The 21000-nt window shown below is 37.8% G+C and carries 17 protein-coding genes; 11 read left to right on the top strand and 6 right to left on the bottom strand.

Going from position 1 to position 21000, the window contains the following annotated elements; genetic code table 11:
• Positions 1–7: 7 nt before the first annotated feature.
• Positions 8–1621: a phosphoenolpyruvate carboxykinase (ATP) gene (gene pckA, locus IPP32_10370; GenBank protein ID MBL0048486.1), complete on the top strand. Its 1614-nt coding sequence runs from the start codon at positions 8–10 to the stop codon at positions 1619–1621.
• 135 nt (positions 1622–1756) lie between these two features.
• Here pckA and IPP32_10365 read toward each other — a convergent pair whose 3' ends face one another.
• Both IPP32_10365 and IPP32_10360 read right to left on the bottom strand, forming a co-directional pair.
• Positions 1757–3349, bottom strand: coding sequence for a T9SS type A sorting domain-containing protein (locus IPP32_10365; GenBank protein ID MBL0048485.1), 1593 nt, complete (start codon positions 3347–3349; stop codon positions 1757–1759).
• A gap of 25 nt (positions 3350–3374) precedes the next feature.
• Positions 3375–4925 carry a T9SS type A sorting domain-containing protein gene (locus IPP32_10360; protein MBL0048484.1) on the bottom strand — a complete coding sequence of 517 codons (1551 nt, stop codon included), beginning with the start codon at positions 4923–4925 and terminating at the stop codon, positions 3375–3377.
• A gap of 99 nt (positions 4926–5024) precedes the next feature.
• On the opposite strand from IPP32_10360, the gene IPP32_10355 reads away from it, so the two are divergent.
• The 5 genes from IPP32_10355 to IPP32_10335 all read left to right on the top strand — a co-directional run bounded on the left by IPP32_10355 (position 5025) and on the right by IPP32_10335 (position 9498).
• Positions 5025–6053, top strand: a complete 1029-nt coding sequence (locus IPP32_10355; protein ID MBL0048483.1) for a DUF2027 domain-containing protein — start codon at positions 5025–5027, stop codon at positions 6051–6053.
• A gap of 168 nt (positions 6054–6221) precedes the next feature.
• On the top strand, positions 6222–6512 hold the full coding sequence (locus IPP32_10350) for a rhodanese-like domain-containing protein (protein ID MBL0048482.1): 291 nt from the start codon (positions 6222–6224) through the stop codon (positions 6510–6512).
• 153 nt (positions 6513–6665) lie between these two features.
• Positions 6666–8099, top strand: a complete 1434-nt coding sequence (locus IPP32_10345; GenBank protein ID MBL0048481.1) for a bifunctional UDP-3-O-[3-hydroxymyristoyl] N-acetylglucosamine deacetylase/3-hydroxyacyl-ACP dehydratase — start codon at positions 6666–6668, stop codon at positions 8097–8099.
• Entirely contained in the window at positions 8096–8869 is a 774-nt protein-coding gene (gene lpxA, locus IPP32_10340; GenBank protein ID MBL0048480.1) for an acyl-ACP--UDP-N-acetylglucosamine O-acyltransferase, read from the top strand. The genes IPP32_10345 and lpxA overlap by 4 nt, the downstream gene beginning before the upstream one ends.
• A gap of 8 nt (positions 8870–8877) precedes the next feature.
• A complete protein-coding gene (locus IPP32_10335; GenBank protein MBL0048479.1) occupies positions 8878–9498 on the top strand; it encodes an ABC transporter ATP-binding protein in 621 nt (206 codons plus the stop codon).
• 113 nt (positions 9499–9611) lie between these two features.
• On the opposite strand, the gene serC is transcribed toward IPP32_10335, so the two are convergent.
• Positions 9612–10685, bottom strand: a complete 1074-nt coding sequence (serC, locus tag IPP32_10330; GenBank protein ID MBL0048478.1) for a 3-phosphoserine/phosphohydroxythreonine transaminase — start codon at positions 10683–10685, stop codon at positions 9612–9614.
• A 386-nt stretch (positions 10686–11071) separates the two neighbouring features.
• Between serC and rpsA the strand changes: the two genes are divergently transcribed.
• From rpsA to IPP32_10315, 3 genes are all read left to right on the top strand, one after another.
• Complete coding sequence (gene rpsA, locus IPP32_10325; GenBank protein MBL0048477.1) at positions 11072–12952, top strand: 30S ribosomal protein S1; 1881 nt, start codon at positions 11072–11074, stop codon at positions 12950–12952.
• A 366-nt stretch (positions 12953–13318) separates the two neighbouring features.
• Positions 13319–13777 (top strand): carboxypeptidase regulatory-like domain-containing protein, encoded by a 459-nt coding sequence (locus tag IPP32_10320; protein MBL0048476.1) that lies wholly within the window; start codon positions 13319–13321, stop codon positions 13775–13777.
• Positions 13753–15972 (top strand): TonB-dependent receptor, encoded by a 2220-nt coding sequence (locus tag IPP32_10315; protein MBL0048475.1) that lies wholly within the window; start codon positions 13753–13755, stop codon positions 15970–15972. Before IPP32_10320 ends, IPP32_10315 begins: the two co-directional genes overlap by 25 nt.
• 9 nt (positions 15973–15981) lie before the next feature.
• Here the strand turns inward: IPP32_10315 and IPP32_10310 are convergent, their stop codons facing one another.
• A complete protein-coding gene (locus IPP32_10310; protein ID MBL0048474.1) occupies positions 15982–16641 on the bottom strand; it encodes a YggS family pyridoxal phosphate-dependent enzyme in 660 nt (219 codons plus the stop codon).
• Between the two features lie 270 nt (positions 16642–16911).
• On the opposite strand from IPP32_10310, the gene IPP32_10305 reads away from it, so the two are divergent.
• Positions 16912–17079, top strand: a complete 168-nt coding sequence (locus tag IPP32_10305; protein ID MBL0048473.1) for a hypothetical protein — start codon at positions 16912–16914, stop codon at positions 17077–17079.
• A 132-nt stretch (positions 17080–17211) separates the two neighbouring features.
• Positions 17212–18471, top strand: coding sequence for a T9SS type A sorting domain-containing protein (locus IPP32_10300; protein MBL0048472.1), 1260 nt, complete (start codon positions 17212–17214; stop codon positions 18469–18471).
• A 4-nt stretch (positions 18472–18475) separates the two neighbouring features.
• Here the strand turns inward: IPP32_10300 and IPP32_10295 are convergent, their stop codons facing one another.
• Both IPP32_10295 and IPP32_10290 read right to left on the bottom strand, forming a co-directional pair.
• Positions 18476–19723 (bottom strand): DUF1015 domain-containing protein, encoded by a 1248-nt coding sequence (locus IPP32_10295; GenBank protein ID MBL0048471.1) that lies wholly within the window; start codon positions 19721–19723, stop codon positions 18476–18478.
• Positions 19724–20000: 277 nt separating this feature from the next.
• Positions 20001–20948: a D-2-hydroxyacid dehydrogenase gene (locus IPP32_10290; GenBank protein MBL0048470.1), complete on the bottom strand. Its 948-nt coding sequence runs from the start codon at positions 20946–20948 to the stop codon at positions 20001–20003.
• Between the last annotated feature and the right edge of the window lie 52 nt (positions 20949–21000).

The following is a 21000-nucleotide window of genomic DNA, read 5'->3' as shown; positions in this document are numbered from 1 at the left end:
CTAAGTCATGAACGAATACGGAACAAAAGCAAAGGACGCAACCTTAGCTTCAATCGGATTAAAAAATGTGTCGGCAGCGTACTGGAATCTTTCCCCTGCCGAATTAGTGGAAGAAACAATAGTGTTAGGACAAGGTGTGTTGGCTGATAGCGGTGCACTTGCTGTGGATACCGGTGAATTTACCGGCCGTTCCCCTCGCGATAAATTTGTAGTGTGTGACGAAAAAACCGAAAACAGCGTTTGGTGGGGCGATATCAACATTAAATTTGATGCCGATAAATTTGACCGTTTATTTCACCGCATCAGTGCTTATTTAACCGAGCGAGAAGTGTATGTGCGTGATGCTTATGCTTGCGCAGATCCTGCTCACCGTTTAAACATTCGTGTAGTTACTGAATTTCCTTGGTCTAACTTATTTGCCAACAATTTATTTCTTCGTCCAACGAAAGAAGAAATCATGAATTTCGAACCTGAATGGACAATTATTTGTGCTCCTGATTTTAAAGCCGTTCCCGAAATTGATGGCACCCGCCAACATAATTTTGCAGTATTGAATTTTACTAAAAAGATGATTCTTATTGGTGGAACAGGATACACCGGCGAAATTAAAAAAGGTATTTTCTCCGTTTTAAATTATGTTTTGCCTCACGAAAAAAATGTGTTGAGTATGCACTGCTCAGCAAACATTGGTAAGGATGGAGATACTGCCATTTTCTTTGGCTTATCCGGCACTGGTAAAACTACCTTATCAGCCGATCCAAATCGCCCATTAATTGGGGACGATGAGCACGGTTGGGCGGATAATAGCGTGTTTAACTTCGAAGGTGGTTGCTATGCAAAATGTGTAGACTTAAAAAAGGAAAAGGAGCCCGAAATTTTTAATGCCATTAAATTTGGTTCTTTGCTTGAAAACATTGAGTTCTACGAAGGTACCACACAAGTTGATTATACCAACATTTCGAAAACTGAAAATACTCGTGTAGCTTATCCAATAAATTATATTGAGAATGCAGTTTCTCCGTCGGTTGGTGCAGCACCAAAAAATATTTTCTTCCTTACTTGCGATGCATTCGGCGTGTTGCCTCCAATTAGCAAGTTAACAGCTAGTCAAGCCATGTTCTATTTCATTAGCGGATACACGGCAAAAGTGGCTGGAACAGAGGTAGGAATTACCGAGCCAACACTTACTTTCTCCGCTTGTTTTGGAAAAGCATTCTTGCCTTTGCATCCAACCAAATACGCAGAGTTATTAGGTAAAAAATTAAAAGATTCAAAAGTAAATGTGTGGATGATCAATACCGGTTGGAGCGGTGGAGCTTATGGAGTTGGGGAGCGAATTAAACTATCATACACTCGTTCATTAATTACAGCAGCGTTAAATGGAGAATTAGACAAAGCAAAATTCGAAACCTTACCGGTATTTAATTTAGCCATGCCAACTGCCATTACAGGAGTTCCTGCAGAAATCTTAAATCCACGCAACACCTGGAAAGACAAAGATGCTTACGATGCAAAAGCGAATAATTTAGCAGCTTCCTTCGTGAAAAACTTTGCACAATACGCCAGCAATGCTAGCAAAGAAATTATGGATGCTGCACCAAAAGTGGCAGAAAACGCATAATTTGTAGATATTTCAAATAAAAGGGGTTCTGAATTTCAAATTCAGAACCCCTTTTTCATATATCCCCCGCTGGCGGGGGCAGGGGGTGGAAAAAACTCCATCATAATTCAAATCTTCATCCTAACTGCAATTAAATTAATTTTCCCCGTACTCCAAAATTAATTTACTACAATATTCATATTCCCCATCAAGCACTTTCACAAAATAGATCCCCGGAGAAATACTTTTCAGCTGAATTTCTTTTTGACTTTGCTCAAAAATATTTTCTTCAAAAACCTTATTTCCTAGTAGGTTAAAGATTTGAAGAAATCCTTTTGTTATTTTTTTGTTGAAGGAAATGGTGAAATTGTCGGAAGTGGGGTTGGGGAAAATGTTAAAAAGATCAGTAGTGACCTCTTTCTCTTTTGTGGAAGTCATGCAAAGAATTGTTGAAGTAAACCCACCATTAATGGAAGGGACAGAAGAAGTCCCGCTATACGCCACTAGTGCTGATTCAGTATTTAATGGAATTGTAACTACAGTTAAGGGTGTTCCTTCAATAAATGCTGAGACCGTAAAGTTGCAGCCGGAATTTCCTAATGAGTCAGTTTTTATTAAATAAACATCATCTCCTCCAGCAGCACCAAAACTTTCAGTGGTTCCTCCCAGGATGAAACCCTTATCAGTTGTCTGCAGAATAGATAGGCCATAATCAGACTGCAACCCGCCATAGGTTTTTGACCAGAGTAAGCTTCCTGTAGAATTGGTTTTTATGATTAGAGCATCATTTGAGCCTGCTCCAAAGCTATTAGTATGTCCTGAAATAACAAATCCTCCATCAGAGGTCTGCTCGATTCTATAACCAAAATCAGATCCTGGCCCGCCATATGTTTTAGACCACATCAAATTTCCGGCTGAGTCCGTTTTTACAAGATACACATCAATAGTCCCACTTGCAAAACTATTTGTCGTTCCTAATACAATGAATCCTCCATCAGCAGTTTGCAAAGACGAATTTGATATGTCGCTGCCCGCTCCTCCAAATGTTTTTGAGAAGAGTAAATTTCCTGTTGAGTCTGTTTTTATCAAATAGAAGTCATCATCGCCTGCCCCAAAGCTCCTTGTATAGCCTGAAATAATATAACCTCCGTCAGCTGTTTCCTGCACAGATGAAGCTCTTTCATTAGACACTCCATCAAATTTTTTTGCCCAGGATGTATTTCCAATTGAATCAGTCCTAAAGATATAAACTATATTACCGTGATTTCCGCTTCCTGCAATAATGAATCCTCCATCCTTAGTTTGCTTGATCGAATTTGCATCATCTCCGTTAGTAAAATTGAATTCTTTGGTCCAAAGAATGCCCCCTATAGAATCAGCTTTTATTAATAGAAGCGACCAAATCCCACTAAGGGCTCCAACAGGTGTGAATTTTTGTCCCCAAATAATAAAGCCTTTATCAAAGGTCGACTCAACTGCTGATGCGCTTTCATAAGCTGTTCCCCCGATTGTTTTCGACCAAAGGATAATTCCATTGTTATCTGTCTTTAAAAGATAAATATTGGGGCTGGTGTTGGTTGTACCCTGCGTATTGCAAGCAAGTATATATCCACCATCAGGTGTTTGCCTGACTGAAGAAGTAAAATCCTTTTCTGGGCCACCATAGATTTTCTGAAACGTAACCTGAGCAAAGCTTATGTTAACATAGGATATCAATCCAAAGCAAAGTGCTAAACAATTTTTTATCATCCTAAAAATTTAACTTCATTATTATTTATTCTATGCAAATCTTTTTAATCTGCTCTTGCTCCCCATCAAACACTTTCACAAAATAAATTCCGGGAGAAATTCCTTTGATATGAATTTCTTTTTGAGATTCATGAAGTATATTGCTTGCAAAAAAACTTCTACCAATTAGATCATAAACTGTTAGTTTCCCATTTTCGATGAGGTTTGGAAAAGCAATATTAAAATGTCCAACAGAAGGATTGGGAAATAATGTAATATTTTTATTTGATGAGGCTAAATCAGAATAACCTAAAGTGCTGCAAAGAGTTTGTGGATTGCCTCCTGAGAAAACCGTTAATACAGGGTTTGATACATTAATACCGCTTGGACTTAGAGCTAATGAAGCATTATGAGAGTAGATTGAAATTTGTGTTACTTGAGTGGCTAATTTTCCTTGATTACAAGCAGCAATTCCGAACGAATCTGTCTTCAATAAGTTGATTTCATAATTCGAAGTTGAATCATTATAAGTATAACCTGCTAAAATGTATCCTTTATCCATAGTTTGTTGAACAGACATTCCAAATCCTCCAATGCTATTACCCGGTTTACCATAGGTTCTTGTCCAAAGTGTATCGCCGCTAGCGTTCGTCTTTACAAGGGATGCTCGGTTTCCTGTGCCATTTATATTGGTATTATTTCTTGAACCACAAAGTATAAAACCTCCATCGTTTGTTTGATGAATGTTGGTAAAATCATCTTCACCGGAACCATAATATATTTTTGCCCAAATGGTGTCTCCATTTGGTTTGGTTTTAAAAAGCAAGCCATCAAAGCCTGAGAAGTAGGTAATTTTTCCTGCAATCATTAAACTACTATCCGGCAATTCAAGCAAGTCTAAACTGTGTGCTGCATGGTATGGTTTAGAAAAAATTAAATTCCCTTGCAACCCAAATTTCATTAAAAAACTATTGCCTCCAAAAACATCCACTAAAACAGCAAATCCACTATCGTGTGTTTGAATTACAGCAGCTCCGGATTCAGACAAAGGACTACCAATTGTTTTGGACCATAACGTATCTCCAACTGAATTGATACGTATTAAAAAAGCATCTTGATTTAAACTGGGATGAGGGTATGAAGTACCTACCATAATATAGCCGCTATCCAGAGTTTGTCTTACTGACATACCTTGTAAAAGTTTATTGGGAATGGTATAGGAGCGAGCCCAATTTATAACGCCCAATGAATCGGTTTTAATCAAAACCGCTCCCGGATCCATAAAGCCAAAGATAATAAATCCGCCATCCTTTGTTTGTTGTAAACAATTTCCAAAGTTATAGACTCCACTACCAATTATTTTTGTCCAAAGTGTATCTCCAAGGCTGTCGGTGCTTACCAAATAAATACCATTATTCGCTGTTCCCGCACCAGAAATGAGGCCACAAAAAACAAAACCATTATCTTTCGTTTGCACAACCGATAATGCCCTTGATTCATTGCTTCCGCTATATTTTTTCTGAAAGCTTAGCTGCGCAGAGCAAAATGATACACAGCATAAAAAAGTTAAGGTAAGTATGAGAATATTTTTTTTCAACCAATAAATTATTTTAAGGTGCGTATTTTCCCAAAGTTAAGATAACTTTCTTTATTCACTAACCCTAATTCCAAAGCATTTTTTTCGTTTTTTTACAGCATGAATTATTCCATAGGCGATAAAGTCCGTTTCCTTAATTCGAAAGAAAAAGGAAGCATTTCAAAAATTATTAATAGCACTACGGTCTTGGTGGATATTGAAGGCGGATTTGAAATTCCGGTGCAGGTAAATGATTTGGTGGCCGATTCGTTTCCGGTGGCCGGTGCTAAGCCAGTTGTGGTTGAAAGTACGGTCTTGCCAGAAAAGAAATCTGAAGGAAATTCCCACAACATCACTTTTATTCCAAGTAAAAAAGATAAGCTTTTTATTTGCTTTGAAGCAATGGATTCGAGCAATGTAAGCAATAGTGATTTGATTGTAAGTTTGTCAAACACAACTTCATTTAACCTGCTCTTTACTTATTTTATTGCCGATGAAGGTGAGTTTAAATGGCAAAAAAATGCTGAAGCCACGCCCAATTCCACGCTTGAATTATTTCGTTTAAAGCGCCAAAAAATAAATGAATGCCGTGAAATTCGTTTTCAATTGTTGCTCTTTAAAAAGGATAAATATGAAACGCAAGCTCCCGTGCAAGCCGCTTTGAAAGTAAGACAAGATAAACTCTTCATTGAAAAAAGCTATGAAAACTCACAGTTTGTGCAGGGCAGGGCAGTCGTGTTCGAACTTTATAGCATAGCGCCACCGCTCACCATTCCTGAAGAAGAGCTTCGCCAATATTTCGAAAATTCGAAACTGGAAATAAAAGATAAACTCAAAATTAAATCCATTAAACTGCAAGAAAGCCGCATCGAAGAAAGTGAGATTGATTTGCATATCGAAGAATTGGTAGATAATTTTAGTGGGATGAGCAATGCGGAAATTGTGCAAATTCAATTGCGGCATTTTACACAAAAATTAGATGAAGCCATTGCGCTTCACCTTAAGAAGCTTATCGTTATTCATGGCATTGGCACCGGTCGCCTTAAGGCAGAAGTGTATAAAGCACTCCAAAATTATCCCAAATTAAAATACCACGATGCATCTTACGCCAAGTATGGATTTGGTGCCACAGAGATTCTTATTTATTGAAATTAAATCCGCGTCAATCATAATAATCCGCGTCTTCCGCGTTCAATTTTATCAACCTATTCAATAGTTAATATTTTAATATTTAACTACAGCAAGTTGAGTTTTATTTTGAAAAAATAATTTTACATTAAAAATATTTTAATAAACTTGTTTTAAAATTCAGGTAATATGGAACTCAATGAAATTTTAAAAGCACCGCAACACACCATTGTGGATGTGCGCAATCCCGAAGACTACGCAAAAGGACATATTCCTGAATCAATCAACATCCCTTTAAAAGAAATTCCCGACCGCCTTGAGGAATTAAATGCCATGCAAAAACCATTGGTGCTCTGCTGCGGTTCAGGTACTGATTGTAGACATGCGCATGTTTTCCTCTCTCAACACGGCATGAAGAATACTTATGTAGGTGGAACATTTTTAGAATTAAATGCATTGAAACTTAAACCTTCTTTCTAGCTAAAAATTTTATAAGCTATATCCTACTTAAGTTTTTCTTATTTCTTTGCTGCCCCTATTTATTCAAAAGTAAAATTCACAGACTTCCTTATATTTGCGATTCATAATTTTATAAGCTTTACATTTAAGGCTTTAAAAATGAATTTGTAAAAAATGGCAGAGAAAAAAAGAACCCTTAAAAATTCAATCACCATTTCAGGCGTAGGTCTTCATACCGGCGCCGCAGCCACTATGACCATAAATCCGGCAGACGAAAATTATGGATATAAATTTCAGCGGATTGATGTAGAGGGCAAACCGGTAATTGAAGCCGATTGTGATTTAGTAGTGGACACTTCGCGTGGAACTACCTTGGGTAAAAACGGTGTAAAAGTTAGTACCGTTGAACACATTCTAGCCGCCCTTGTGGGGATGCAAATAGATAATGCACACATCGAAATCGACGGACCGGAAGTGCCCATCATGGATGGCAGTGCCAAACCCTTTGTGGAAGCCATTGAGAAAGCAGGTTTTGTGGAACAGGATGCCATCCGCGAATATTTTGTGGTAGACCGCACGCTAACTTACGAAGATCCTGAAAAACATGTGGAAATGTTAATGGTTCCTTCGGCCGAGTATCGCCTTACGGTGATGGTAGATTATAATTCAGATGTGCTAGGAACACAGCATGCCAGCATGTACCACATTGGCGAATTCAAAGAAGAAATTAGTAAGTGCCGCACCTTTGTTTTTTTGCATGAGCTTGAAATGTTGCTCAAACATGGCTTAGCAAAAGGCGGCGATTTAAATAACGCCATCGTAATAGTATCTCAAGAAGTTTCGCAAGAAAAATTGGATGAATTGGCACGTTTATTCAATAAACCAAGCATGAAAATTGTTGGAAAGGGGGTATTGAATAATTTAAAACTACAATATCAAAATGAGCCAGCCCGTCATAAACTGTTAGATATTGTTGGGGATATGGCTTTGGCCGGAATGCCACTTAAAGCACATATTCTTTCGGCTCGTCCCGGTCACGCCGGAAATGTTGCCTTTGCTAAGAAAGTGAAGGAACTCATCAAAGAAGAGAAGGCAAAGAAGAAGGCTAGAATCATGCAGTTTGACTTGACCAAAGATGCCCTCTACAACATTAACGACATCACCAAAATGCTTCCGCATCGCTACCCATTTTTAATGGTGGATAAGATTATGGAAATGGATAGTTCCAGTATTGTGGGGGTAAAAAATATCAGTTTCAACGAACCCTTTTTTCAAGGCCACTTTCCTGGAAATCCTGTTTTTCCGGGTGTGTTGCAGCTTGAAGCGATGGCGCAAGTGGGAGGCATATTTGCGCTTTCACAAGTACCGGATCCCGAATATTACAGTACGTATTTTATGAAAATTGACGGGGTTAAATTCAAGCAAAAAGTATTGCCGGGCGATACGGTTGTGTTTAGATTAACGCTCGAAAGTCCTATCCGACGCGGTTTGGTAAATATGCGTGGGGTGGCTTATGTAAACGGAAGAGAAGTGTGTGAGGCGGTAATGTTGGCGCAAGTGATTAAAGACAAGCAACCCAAAGAAATTAATGTAGCAGCAAGCGTATGAATACATTAAATTTTATACATCCCAACGCTAAAATCGGTGCTAACGTAACCATTTCTCCATTTTCATTTGTGGATGAAGATGTGGTAATTGGCGACAACACTTGGATTGGTCCCAATGTGACTATTTTTTCGGGTGCACGTATTGGGAAAAATTGTAAAATTTTTCCGGGCGCAGTGATTTCGGCTATACCGCAAGATTTAAAATTTGCCGGAGAAGCGACAACTGCTGAAATAGGCGACAATACTGTGATACGCGAATGTGTTACCATCAACAAAGGCACCGTGGATAAAATGAAAACGGCTGTTGGTAAAAATTGTTTGCTCATGGCTTACGTGCACATTGCGCACGATTGCATATTAGGCGATAACATCATTATTGCAAATAGTGTGAACCTTGCAGGGCACGTGGATATTGAAGATTGGGTTATTATTGAAGGTGGAACAGGAGTGGGGCAGTTTGTGCGCATTGGTGCACATGCTTTTATTTCGGGACTCACCGGCGTGCGTAAAAATGTTCCTCCTTTTACCAAGGCAGCGCGCGAACCCTTGCAATATGTAGGAGTTAATTCAGTTGGCTTGCGCAGAAGAGGTTTCAGCAATGAAATTATTTTACAAATCGAAGACATCTACCGCACACTTTATGTGAAAGGATTAAATGTTTCGAATGCGCTTGCAGTCATCGAGCAGGAAGCTCCTTCCTCCAAAGAAAAGGAACAAATTCTGAAATTTATTAGGGGCTCCAAAGAAGGGATCATCCGCGGAATTTCTTAAGCTTCATCATGAAAATAACGCTCAGTGAAGTTGGTAAGCGCTACAACCGCGACTGGATTTTTAAAAATGTAACGTATACCTTTCAAGCCGGAGAAGCTTACGTAATACTGGGTTCGAATGGTTCAGGTAAATCAACACTGTTGCAATTAATTGCCGGTAATCAAGTGCAATCTACCGGTTTAATTGAATATCAGCTAAATGATAAAACCCTTCCTGTTGAAAAAATTTTTCCATACATCAGCTTTGCTTCCCCATACTTGGAATTGATTGAAGAGTACAGCCTCACTGAAATACTGCAATTTCATGCGCAATTCAAGCCTTTTTTTAAATCGCTTAGTATTCCTGCAATTATTGAACTTACAGGATTGGTTAAATCGAAAGATAAAGAATTAAAATATTTTTCGAGCGGCATGAAACAGCGTGTACGCCTTGCTTTAGCAATTTTGAGTGATACACCCATTTTGTTTTTGGATGAACCCACTTCTAATTTGGATAAAAAAGGTATTGATTGGTACAATGAACTGATTCAAAAGTTTACAAGTGAGCGAATAGTGATTGTTTGCTCTAATCACCAAAAGCACGAATACGACTTTTGCAAACAGCAATTGCTTGTTGAGGATTATAAGTAAGGAGCAGGCCTAACCTTTCTTTATGAACTATGTGCCTATGTGCCTATGTGGTTCAATTTTTGAAACACATAGGATCATAGGAAACATAGGTTTGATGGCAATGTGTTTATTTTTTAGGCAAACTTCTGCTCGAACGCTTTCATCACGTCCACCAATACGGCAACACTTTCCAAAGGAAGTGCATTGTATAAGGAAGCTCTGTAACCACCTACATCACGATGCCCTTTTAATCCACTCAGATTGGCTTCTTTGCTTAATTTGTCAAAGTCAGCTTCCAATTCAGGTTTACTTAACACAAAATTCACATTCATATTGGAGCGATCTTCTTTTTCAACAGTGCCTTTAAATAAGCTGTTGCGATCAATTTCAGCATAAAGCAAATCCGCCTTTTGTTGATTTATTTTTTCGATCCAAGCCACACCACCGTTGTTTTTTAACCAACGTAAGGTTAGCATCGAAACATAAATGGGATAAACGGGCGGCGTATTGTACATGCTTTCGGCTTTAATGTGGGTGCGGTAATCGAGCATCGAAAGCATGGTTCTACCGGTTTTTCCAAGAATTTCATCTTTCACCACAATCATGGTAGCACCTGCAGGACCCATGTTTTTTTGAGCTCCTGCATAAATTAAATCAAAATCAGTGGCATTAATTTGGCGCGAAAAAATATCGCTGCTCATGTCGCACACCAAGCTCACCGGGCTTTTTGGGAATTCTTTTAATTGCGTTCCGTAAATGGTGTTGTTGGAAGTAATATGCAAATAATCCAAATCACTTGGAATAGTATATCCTTTTGGGATGTAGCTAAAATTTTTGTCTTCGGAGGATGCAATTACTTTTGTGTTTCCAATAATTTTAGCTTCTTTAATAGCTTTGCTTGCCCACACTCCTGTGTTGAGGTATCCTGCAGTACCACCGGTTTTTAGCAAATTATAAGGAACCATAGCAAATTGTGTACTGGCGCCACCTCCCATAAAAATTACGGAATAGCCACTTGGTAAATTCAATAAATCTTTCACCAGTGCAATGGCTTCATCCATAACTGCAATAAAATTTTTGCTGCGGTGCGATATTTCTAAGATGGACAAGTCTAAATTATCGAAATTTAAAACTGCCTCTGCCGATTGCTTAATAACTTCGGCAGGAAGGATACCCGGGCCTGCGCTAAAATTGTGTACTTTTTTCATAAAAGTGAAATTGTTTTTGTGCTGCAAAAGTAATAATTATCCAATGCTTCCAAACATCGCTTGGAGTTGAGTTATTGAACAGTGTAAAAAAGCTGTTTGCAACTATTGACGCAAAATTTAAAAAAACGAGCAGTTTGCAATAGGGATTGAGCCTTTGTTTGAGCTCTCCGCCGGCTGGCGGAAGCGAGTGGTGAAAGCCCGACCCGCCTCAAGCGGGAATTGCCCTGAATATCGAAATTATTCTTACCAGCAGGGCTCTCAATTGATTTATTTGAATGTAAGCTGAATTTGTTTAGTTGGGTTTGCATATTAGACCAGTTATTACTACTTTCGCAGTCCTTTTTAAAAAAGGGTAAAAATTTAGTATTAACCTCTCTATCCTAAAAATGGATAGATACAAAAAAAAGAGTAACATGTCAGAAAATGAAGTAGTTTCTAATGATGCGCCAGTAGCGGAATACGTGAAGCCAAACCCATTAGAAAATTTCGATTGGAATGCCATCGGAAAAAAACAAGAAATGTATACGGAAGCAGAACGTTCCAAAATGGAAGATGCTTACAACAATACATTAAAATCAGTATCAGCACACGAAGTATTGGATGGAACAGTGGTTGCAAAAACATCAAAAGATGTAGTTGTTAACATTGGTTACAAATCAGATGGAATTGTGCCTTTGAGTGAATTGCGCTACAATCCGGATATTGCCATTGGTGATACGATTGAAGTTTATATCGAAAGTCAGGAAGATAAAGGCGGTCAGCTTTTATTATCACACAAAAAAGCACGCGCCCTACGTTCTTGGGATCGTGTGAATTCTGCACTCGAAAATCAGGAAATTATTAAAGGTTACGTGAAATGCCGCACAAAAGGTGGTTTGATTGCCGATGTGTTTGGTATCGAAGCCTTCTTACCGGGATCTCAAATTGACGTGAAACCAATTCGCGATTACGATGTGTATGTTGGAAAAACAATGGAGTTCAAGGTGGTGAAAATCAACAAAGAATTCAAAAACGTTGTAGTTTCTCACAAAGCGCTTATCGAAGCTGAATTAGAGCAACAAAAAATTGAAATTATCTCTAAATTAGAGAAAGGTCAAATCTTGGAAGGTATTGTTAAGAACATTACTACTTACGGGGTGTTTATTGACTTAGGCGGTGTGGATGGTTTAATTCACATTACCGATTTATCTTGGGGCCGTATTAATCATCCGGAAGAAATTGTGAAACTGGATGAGAAAATTAATGTGGTTATCCTTGATTTTGATGATAACAAAAAACGAATCGCGTTAGGTTTAAAACAATTAACTCCGCACCCTTGGGATAACTTGAGTGCTGATTTAAAAGTGGGTGATAAAATCAATGGTAAAGTAGTTGTAATCGCTGATTACGGTGCTTTTGTGGAGATTGCTCAAGGTGTTGAAGGCTTAATCCACGTAAGTGAAATGAGCTGGAGCCAACATTTGCGCACTGCTCAAGATTTCTTGAAAGTGGGCGAAACTGTTGAAGCTGTTATCTTGACATTGGATCGTGAAGAACGCAAAATGTCTTTAGGTATTAAGCAATTGAAACCGGATCCATGGAGTGAAGTAGTTACAAAATACCCTACAGGATCACAACACACTGCAACGGTGCGTAACTTCACTAACTTCGGAATCTTTGTTGAATTAGAAGAAGGTGTAGATGGTTTAGTTCACATCAGTGATTTAAGCTGGTCTAAAAAAATCAAGCATCCATCTGAATTCTGCAAAATTGGAGATAAGCTGGAAGTAAAAGTGCTTGAAATGGATGGTGAAAACCGCAGATTGAGCTTAGGACACAAACAATTGGAAGAGAATCCTTGGGAAGTGTTCGAAACTGTATTTACGCTTGATAGCATTCACCAAGGAACTGTGTTAAGCATCATGGAAAAAGGAGCTTTAATTGCGCTTCCTTATGGTGTGGAAGGATTTGCTCCAACCCGTCACATGGTGAAACCGGATGGCGGATCTTTAAAAGTAGATGAAACAGCAGATTTTAAAGTACTTGAGTTCTCTAAAGACAACAAGAAAATTATCTTGTCGCACTCTAAAGTGAACGAAGAAGTAGCTGCACACGAACGTGCAACTGAAGAAGATGCTAAGAAATCGGCTGCTAAAGCAGAAAAAGCAAGCGTTAAAAAAATCAAGGATAGCATCGAAAAATCTACTCTTGGCGACATTAGCGCTCTATCTGATTTGAAAGATCAAATGGATAGCGCAGCTGCAAAGAAAGCTGAGGATAAAGAGTAATCTGAATTCTGAATAATTAAAGCGCCTTGCAAAATTTTGCAAGGCGCTTTTTTTTGCCCTAAATGAGGAAATTGAGAGCATTGATTTAATTATTATGCGGGTCTCAGCAATATCATTAAATGATTTAGGTTCAAGCTGCTTGGCCGTTTTTTTAGTGAATGAAATATCTGTGTTACGAAGGAAGGTGGCACAAAGCGCGTAACGTGTAATTTAGAAATAGAAACTCTTGTGACCTTAGTGCCCTTCTTTGTGTCCTTTGTGGTTTAATATCTCCAGCTTCACGTTTAAACTATTTCATTTAAAGGATGTCTTATTATTCGCAGCATTGGTAAATTCATTTAATACCTTTGCAACTTCAATTCTTTTATGCAGTTCAGAAAAATTCCATTTTATATAGCATTTTTTGTTTTTATCCATTCCGGATTTACCCAAAACACAAACGATTCAAAAGCTCCACAGGGGCGAGGTGGCATGATGAAAGCCATGTCGATTGGGCGGTTTTCGGGTAAAGTAAAAGATGCAGCTTCAAACGATGCAATGGAATATGCATCCGTACAATTGTGGCAAACTAAGATGGATACTAGCACCCATCAACCTAAGGAAGTGCTGGTAGGAGGAATGCTAACCGACAATCAAGGTGAATTTAGTTTGGAAAACCTGCCTTTGATGGGAAATTTTACGATTAAAATTTCAGCACTCGGCTATACACCTTACGAACAAAAAGTAAAATTTGATATCGACTTTAAAGCCATGCAAAATGGGGAGACAGAAGCCAAATTGCTGAAAAGGCGGATAAAGATTTGGGCAACATTAAGCTTCAAATAAATACCAAATTATTAAAGGAAGTAACCATAGAAGCCGAAAAATCGATGTATGAAATGCGTGTGGATCGAAAGGTTTTTAATGTGGATAAAAATATTGTGAGCACCGGTGGTTCAGCACAGGATGTGATGAAAAGTATTCCGGCAGTGCAGATAGATGTGGATGGGAATGTAACGATGCGCAATGCTACTCCACAAATATTTGTGGATGGAAAACCTACAACCTTAACACTTGAACAAATTCCGGCAGATGCTATTCAGAGTGTTGAAATTATTACAAACGCTTCGGCAAAATTTGATGCGGGGGATAGTAATTCGGGCATCTTAAACATTGTACTTAAAAAGAATCGCAAGCCCGGTTATAACGGGAGTGTGCGTGCCGGAATCGGAACACGTTTGAAATATGTTTTTGGTGGAGATATTAACGTGAAAGAAGGGAAAATAAATGTGTTTGCCAGTGGCAATTTTGTGAAACGGCTTACTAACCCGCGAACCATTACTTTGCGTAACTCAAAAAGTGGAGGTACTGCTATAAATCAATATGGCAAAACCTTGCAAGAGAATCAATTTAACCACGGTCGTTTTGGAATAGATTATTTTATTAATAATCGAAACACCATTTCCATATCCGAAACAATTGTGGATGGTAAGATGAGTGTGGAGGATAAGACCACTAACGACAGTTTATTGTTGGGAACTTTGTACTCGCAGTATGAACGCAACAGCACTTCGCAAAACAAGTTTACCAATTACGGCACGCAATTAAGTTACAAGCATTTATTTCCCAAAAGCGGCGAAGAGCTTACAGCCGATTTAAATTACAATGCACCGCGAAATAGCAATACTGCTTCGTATCAAACTCAAAATTATTTTTCGGATTATACACCGAAAGGCTTAAAAACAGAGCAAAAAACAGAAGGTGGCGGCTATAATAAATTAATTGTGGGTCAAGTTGATTTTGTAAATCCCTTGAATGAAAAATCAAAAATAGAAGCAGGGGTAAGAGCTTCGGTGCGTAATTTTAAAAATGAAACCAATAATTATTTTTTGGTGGATTCGCTTAACGACTTTGTTTTCTTTCCAATAGTAAGTAGCAAATACAAGTTTACTGATAATATTTATGCGGCTTATGGAACCTATGCGAATTCAATTAAAAAACTTCTTTATCAAGTAGGATTGCGGGTAGAGAGCTCAGATTACACTGGGACCTTACTCGACAGGAATACTTCGTTTCGTATACAGTATCCATTAAGTTTATTTCCGAGTGCCTACCTCACATATAAGTTGCCCAAAAATCAGGACATGCAGCTGAATTATTCTCGTAAAATTAATCGCCCCAATTTTTTTCAATTGATGCCTTTTGCCGATTTTAGTGATCCTCAGAATATCAGTATTGGTAATGCAGCACTAAATCCTGAGTTTACGACAGCCGTTGATTTGGATTATCAAAAAATAACAGAGAAAGGGTTTAGCTTTTTAGCATCGGTTTATTACAAGTACACCAATAATTTAATTACTCGTTTTCAGTACCGCGATGTGGGGGCAAATGGAATTGACAGTGCCATTTACAATACATATAAAAACGCTAATTCCAGTGAGAGTTACGGATTGGAACTCACAGCAAAAACACCTATCGCAAAATGGTGGGAAATAATAACGAACCTGAATTTTTACAATTCTTCCATAAATGGAGGAAATATTGGCAATAACTTGTCAACCGAGCGTTTTAGCGCTTTTGGAAAAATGAATTGGAATTTTATTTTGCCTAAAAATATTACGCTTCAGTTATCAGGAGACTATCAAAGTAAAACCGTTTTACCGGCTGGAGGTTCAAGTGCAGGAAATACATTGGGGGGTGGGGGTAGAGGCATGGGTGGTGGAGGATTTGGAGGAGGAATGCGCGATCAACAATTGAGTTCATCACAGGGTTATATAAACCCCAACTATTCGATGGATGCGGCAGTAAAATGGGATTTTATAAAGAATGTTGCTAGTTTAAGTATTAGTATTAGCGATATTTTTAAAACAAAAAGATACAGTAGTTATTCTGAAACACCTTATTTTACACAGGATTATACGCGTACGCGCGATCAACAAGTAATTCGTGTAAACTTGAGTTACCGATTTGGAAAAATGGATGCCTCGCTCTTCAAACGAAAAAATAATAGAGTTGAAAGTGAAGGTATGCAAGGCATGTAGGCCAATGTTTTAGCGGCTTCCAAAAATAGCACTTCCAACGCGTACCATTGTACTTCCTTCTTCAATTGCCATTTTATAATCACCACTCATTCCCATACTCAGGATATGCAGGTCTATTTGTGGGCTGTCGATAGATTTGATTGCATCGAAAAAAACTTTTAAGGAATTAAACTCGTTTCTTACTTGAGCTGAATCCTCTGTAAAAGAAGCCATTCCCATGAGCCCCACAATTTTTATGTTTTGTAAAGCAAATAGCTCCTTGCTATTTAAAAGTGCTTCCGCTTCCTTAAAATCTAAACCAAATTTAGTGTCTTCATTTGCAATATAAATTTGAAGCAAGCAGTCGATTATTCGATTGTTTTTTTGGGCTTGTTTGTCAATTTCAACAAGTAGTTTAAGACTATCAACTGAGTGAATTAATTTTACAAAGGGTGCAATAAATTTTACTTTGTTTGTTTGCAAATGACCTATTAAATGCCATTCAATATCAGCTGGTAACAGCCCTTGCTTATCGCACATCTCCTGCACTTTGTTCTCGCCAAAAATTTTATGACCGGCAGTGTATACTTCCATCAACTTTTCGATGGGATGGGTTTTAGTTACAGCTACCAAGGTAACTTGTGGAGGAAGCTCGGATTTTATTTTGGAAAGATTGAGTTGAATGGACATATACTATAAGCTCTTAATTTTGTTGAGCGAAATTAAGCGTAATTTTTGTTATCGGAATGCGTTAAGAATTCTGTAAATTTGAATATCAATTTTTCTGTCATGAAAAGACTACCTTTTCTTTTTCTACCGCTCATTTTTTGTTTTCAAAGTTGCTCAAAGATAGTTAAGGATACTATTGATGGCCATGTTTTCGATAAGCAAAGTGGTTTGGCTCTTTCATGAGCAACAGTTAGTTTATACGAGCATCATTGTGCCGATTGTTCAAATCAAATGATGTCCGTTACAACAAATGAAAAGGGATATTTTAAAATTCGGGATCATCTCAAAAGAAATGAAAATTATTTCCTATCAGCTTCACAAACGGGCTATAAGGAGGAGCGATTATTTTTTAATGAAAAGGATAAATTTGGAGATGTGCTGATAAGTTTGCAGAAGTAAAATTTGGTAATAAATAAATTTTCAGTAGCGGTTAATTTATTAATAACCCAATTTCTTTAAACCAATTGGCAGCTAGCTCAACTTATAGAATATTTGAATGAATCTGGTACATTTTGGAGAAATAAATTAGGCATGAAAGAGATGCGAAGTAAAACTTCATTATTTTATAGAATTCTATTGTTTGTGTTACTTTTTTCCCAGTCCATAAACGCGCAATGGACTAGTCGAAAAAGTGGTACTGATAAAAATTTGCATGCGGTAAATTTCACAAGTGCTGAGGTTGGTTATACTGTGGGAGATGCGGGCACCATATTAAAAACAACTAATGCAGGAGTATGCTGGTCCAGTCAAACAAGTGGAGTAAGCAACAATTTGCAATCGGTAATTTTTACTGCAACTACCACAGGTTATGCAGTTGGTTCAAATGGGCTTATTCTTAAAACTAATAATGGAGGAAAGAATTGGGATATAAAATATAGTGGAACCGGTAATTTTTTGTCGGATGTATTTTTTACCGATACATTAACCGGATATAGTGTCGGAGGCAATGGAACAATTATAAAGACAATTGATGGAGGGGAGCATTGGATAAGCCAAGCGATTGACTCTGAGAATTTTTATAATTCAGTTTATTTTAGCAATGCAAACATTGGGTATATTGTTGGGTATGAGATCATATTAAAAACTACGAATGGTGGATCAAATTGGTCTGTTTTAAAAAGTTGGCATAGCTGGATGCCTATATTTCATGGCCTTTTTATGAACTTGACTTCTGTATGCTTTACCGATTCAATTCATGGTTACATTACAGGTTATGGATATGCGTATTCTATAAATGCTCAAACCATTTTAACGGATAGTTTTTTATTAAAAACAATCGATGGCGGACTAAACTGGACCGAGCAAGTAAGCAATGGAATATTATATGATATGCACTTTAAGGATGCTGAAAGTGGCTATGCTGCCGGAACCAGGGGGTCAATTGTAAAAACGATGGATTCCGGGAGTTTCTGGCAATCAGAACCCAATGGCATGGCCAACGATTTATTTTCAATTTGCTACATGGATTCAAACATGGCGTGTGCAGTTGGCAAGAAGGGTGTAATTTTAACTAGCAATGCTGCCGGTATACCTTGCATGGATGAAAGTGAAGTAATTTTTGATTGGCAGATTTATCCGAGTCCAACAAACACCAGCATTTCGTTTGAAGTTAGTGCATTGGATGAGAACAGTAGTTTTGTAATTTATGATATGCTAGGAAAGGAATTAAAAAGACAGACCATAGATAGTAAAATTACGCGTATTGATGTCAGTCTTTGGAATACGGGTATTTATTTTATTAAACTGGTAACAACCCAATTAACGGATGTTAGAAAGTTTATAAAGGAATAGTAATTTATTTTCCTAAACTATAAATTACCAATCCACTGCGCAGCTTGGGCTCTATCCAGGTTGTTTTTGGGGGCATGATGCAATTGTTGTCGGCAATATTTTTAAGTTGTTGCATACTTACCGGATACAATCCGAAAGCAACTTTAAATTTACCTTCATCCACTAATTCTTTTAATTTTTGCATGCCTTTTATACCTGAAACAAAACGCACGCGTTTATCGGTCTTTAAATCTTGAATGCCAAGTATAGGGTTTAAAATATGTTCGGATAAGATGGAAGCATCCAAACTTCCAACCGGGTCATTGTCATGCGTGGTGCCGCTTTTAGCGGTTAAGGAATACCAATTGCCCTCCACATACATACTTAGGTTATGTAATTTTGAAGCAGTGTAGTTATCGGAGCCCATTTTTTGCACTTCAAATTTTTCATTCAATTGCGTAATAAACGCATCTGTGGTTAAGCCATTCAAATCCTTAACAACACGATTAAAATCATAAATGTGCAATTGCTTTTCCGAAAAAAACACACACATAAAATAATTAAATCCTTCCTCACCGCTATAGTTTTTATTTGCTTCACGTTTTGATTTTCCAAGCAGGGCAGAGGAGGCGGATCGATGATGCCCATCGGCAATATATACCGCATCCATGTTAGAAAATTCATTTTCGATGATTTTTATTTTTTCAGGTGCATCAATCAACCACAATTTATGCCGCTCCTCATCGCGGGTGCTAAAATCGTATTCGGGACGTTCTGCAAGCGTTTCATCAAGGACTTTATTAATGGCAGCGTTATCCGGATAACTGATACAAACAGGTTCTGCATTAAAATCACATACTTCAAGGTATTCTTTAAATCTTGTTTCTTTTTCAGTTAAGGTTTGTTCGTGAATTTTTATTACTCCGTTAAAATAATCATCAATAGCTGCACAGGCAATGATTCCGGTATACACTTGATTGTTTTTAAACTGCTGATAGAGGTAAAAAGCAGGGCTTGCGTCTGCAACTAAATATTCCTTTTCAATAAATTCATTAAAATGGGCTTTTATTAAATGAAGGTAATTATCGTCTTGCTCACTGCCTTTGGTATGTGAAGGATAATCCGGTTTAATAATGTGTAAAAAAGTATAAGGATTACCTTTTAATTTTCCGCTTAACTCAGCCGGACTGTAAGTGTCAAAAGAGCGAGAAGCCACCAAATGCACCTTATCCCGCGAAGGCCGCAATGCTTTAAAAGGTTTTATGATAGCCATAGATTCAGTTTTTTTAGTACAAAGATATTAGTACAAAGTACAAAGATTTGAGGGATTAGATTTTAGTACAAAGTACACAGCTTTTAGATTTTAGATTTTAGAACAAAGTACAAAAAATTGAGATTTCACATAGGTGTAATTATTTTCAGTATTCAATATGGTGGACGCTGCACTCAAATTTCAAATTTCAAAACACACTTTGCAAATCTTATTACTCATATATCAAACTACACGAAACAAATCTTAGTACTAAAATCTTTGTACTTTGTACTAAAAATCACTTCAATCCCGCAATAATTTTTTCAGCCAATTCAATTCCGATTCTTTCTTGTGCTTCCTCTGTAGCTGCGCCAATGTGTGGAGTGAGCGAAATTTTTGGATGTGTTAAAATATCTTTTCTGGGTGTAGGTTCGTTTTCAAAAACATCTAAAGCCGCGTGTGCCACCTTACCTGAATTGAGTGCTTCAATTAAATCGCTTTCATCAATCACACCACCGCGGGAAGCGTTTACCAAACACACTCCATTTTTCATTTTTGCAATTTCATTTTTAGTTATCACTTTTCCGCTTGGAACGTGAAGCGTAATAAAATCGGAATGTTCAAGCACTTCGTCTAAACTAACTGTATCAATTTTAGAAACGATATTTCCTGCACCGTAAATAAAAACGGGAACTTCCACACTTTTAATAAATGGATCGTGTGCGATTACTTTCATACCACAACCTAAAGCAATTTTGGCAACCGATTGTCCAATGCGGCCAATACCAATAATGCCAAGCGTTTTGCCGCCTAACTCAATCCCTTTTGCATATTTTTTCTTTAATACATCAAATTGGGTATCGCCTTTTGCCGGCATTTCACGGTTGCTATCGTAAGTAAAGCGTGCCATATTAAAAAGTCCTGCAAATACCAATTCTGCCACTGAATGAGAGGAGGCAGCAGGTGTATTCACTACTTGAATTCCTTTACTTTTGGCATATTCCACATCAATGTTATCCATACCCACTCCACCGCGGCCGATAAGTTTCAAATTCGGACAAGCGTCAATCACATCCTTTCGAACTTTTGTGGCACTTCTAACGGTGAGTGCAACATAATTATTTTCATTAATGGCCTGCGCCAGATTTTCTTGTGCAACTTTATCTGTTACTACTGTAAAACCGGCTTTTTCCAGTATACTTTTCCCTTGTGCGTCGATACCATCGTTGGCTAATATTTTTTTCATGCGTTGTATTTCTTGTTTTTTCGTTTATCGGTATGCGAAAGTATAAAATCAA

It is taken from the genome of Bacteroidota bacterium, from assembly GCA_016721765.1.
Lineage (GTDB): Bacteria > Bacteroidota > Bacteroidia > UBA4408 > UBA4408 > UBA4408.
The sequence above is the reverse complement of the archived record's forward strand: the minus strand, read 5'-3'. Positions and strand labels throughout refer to the sequence as shown.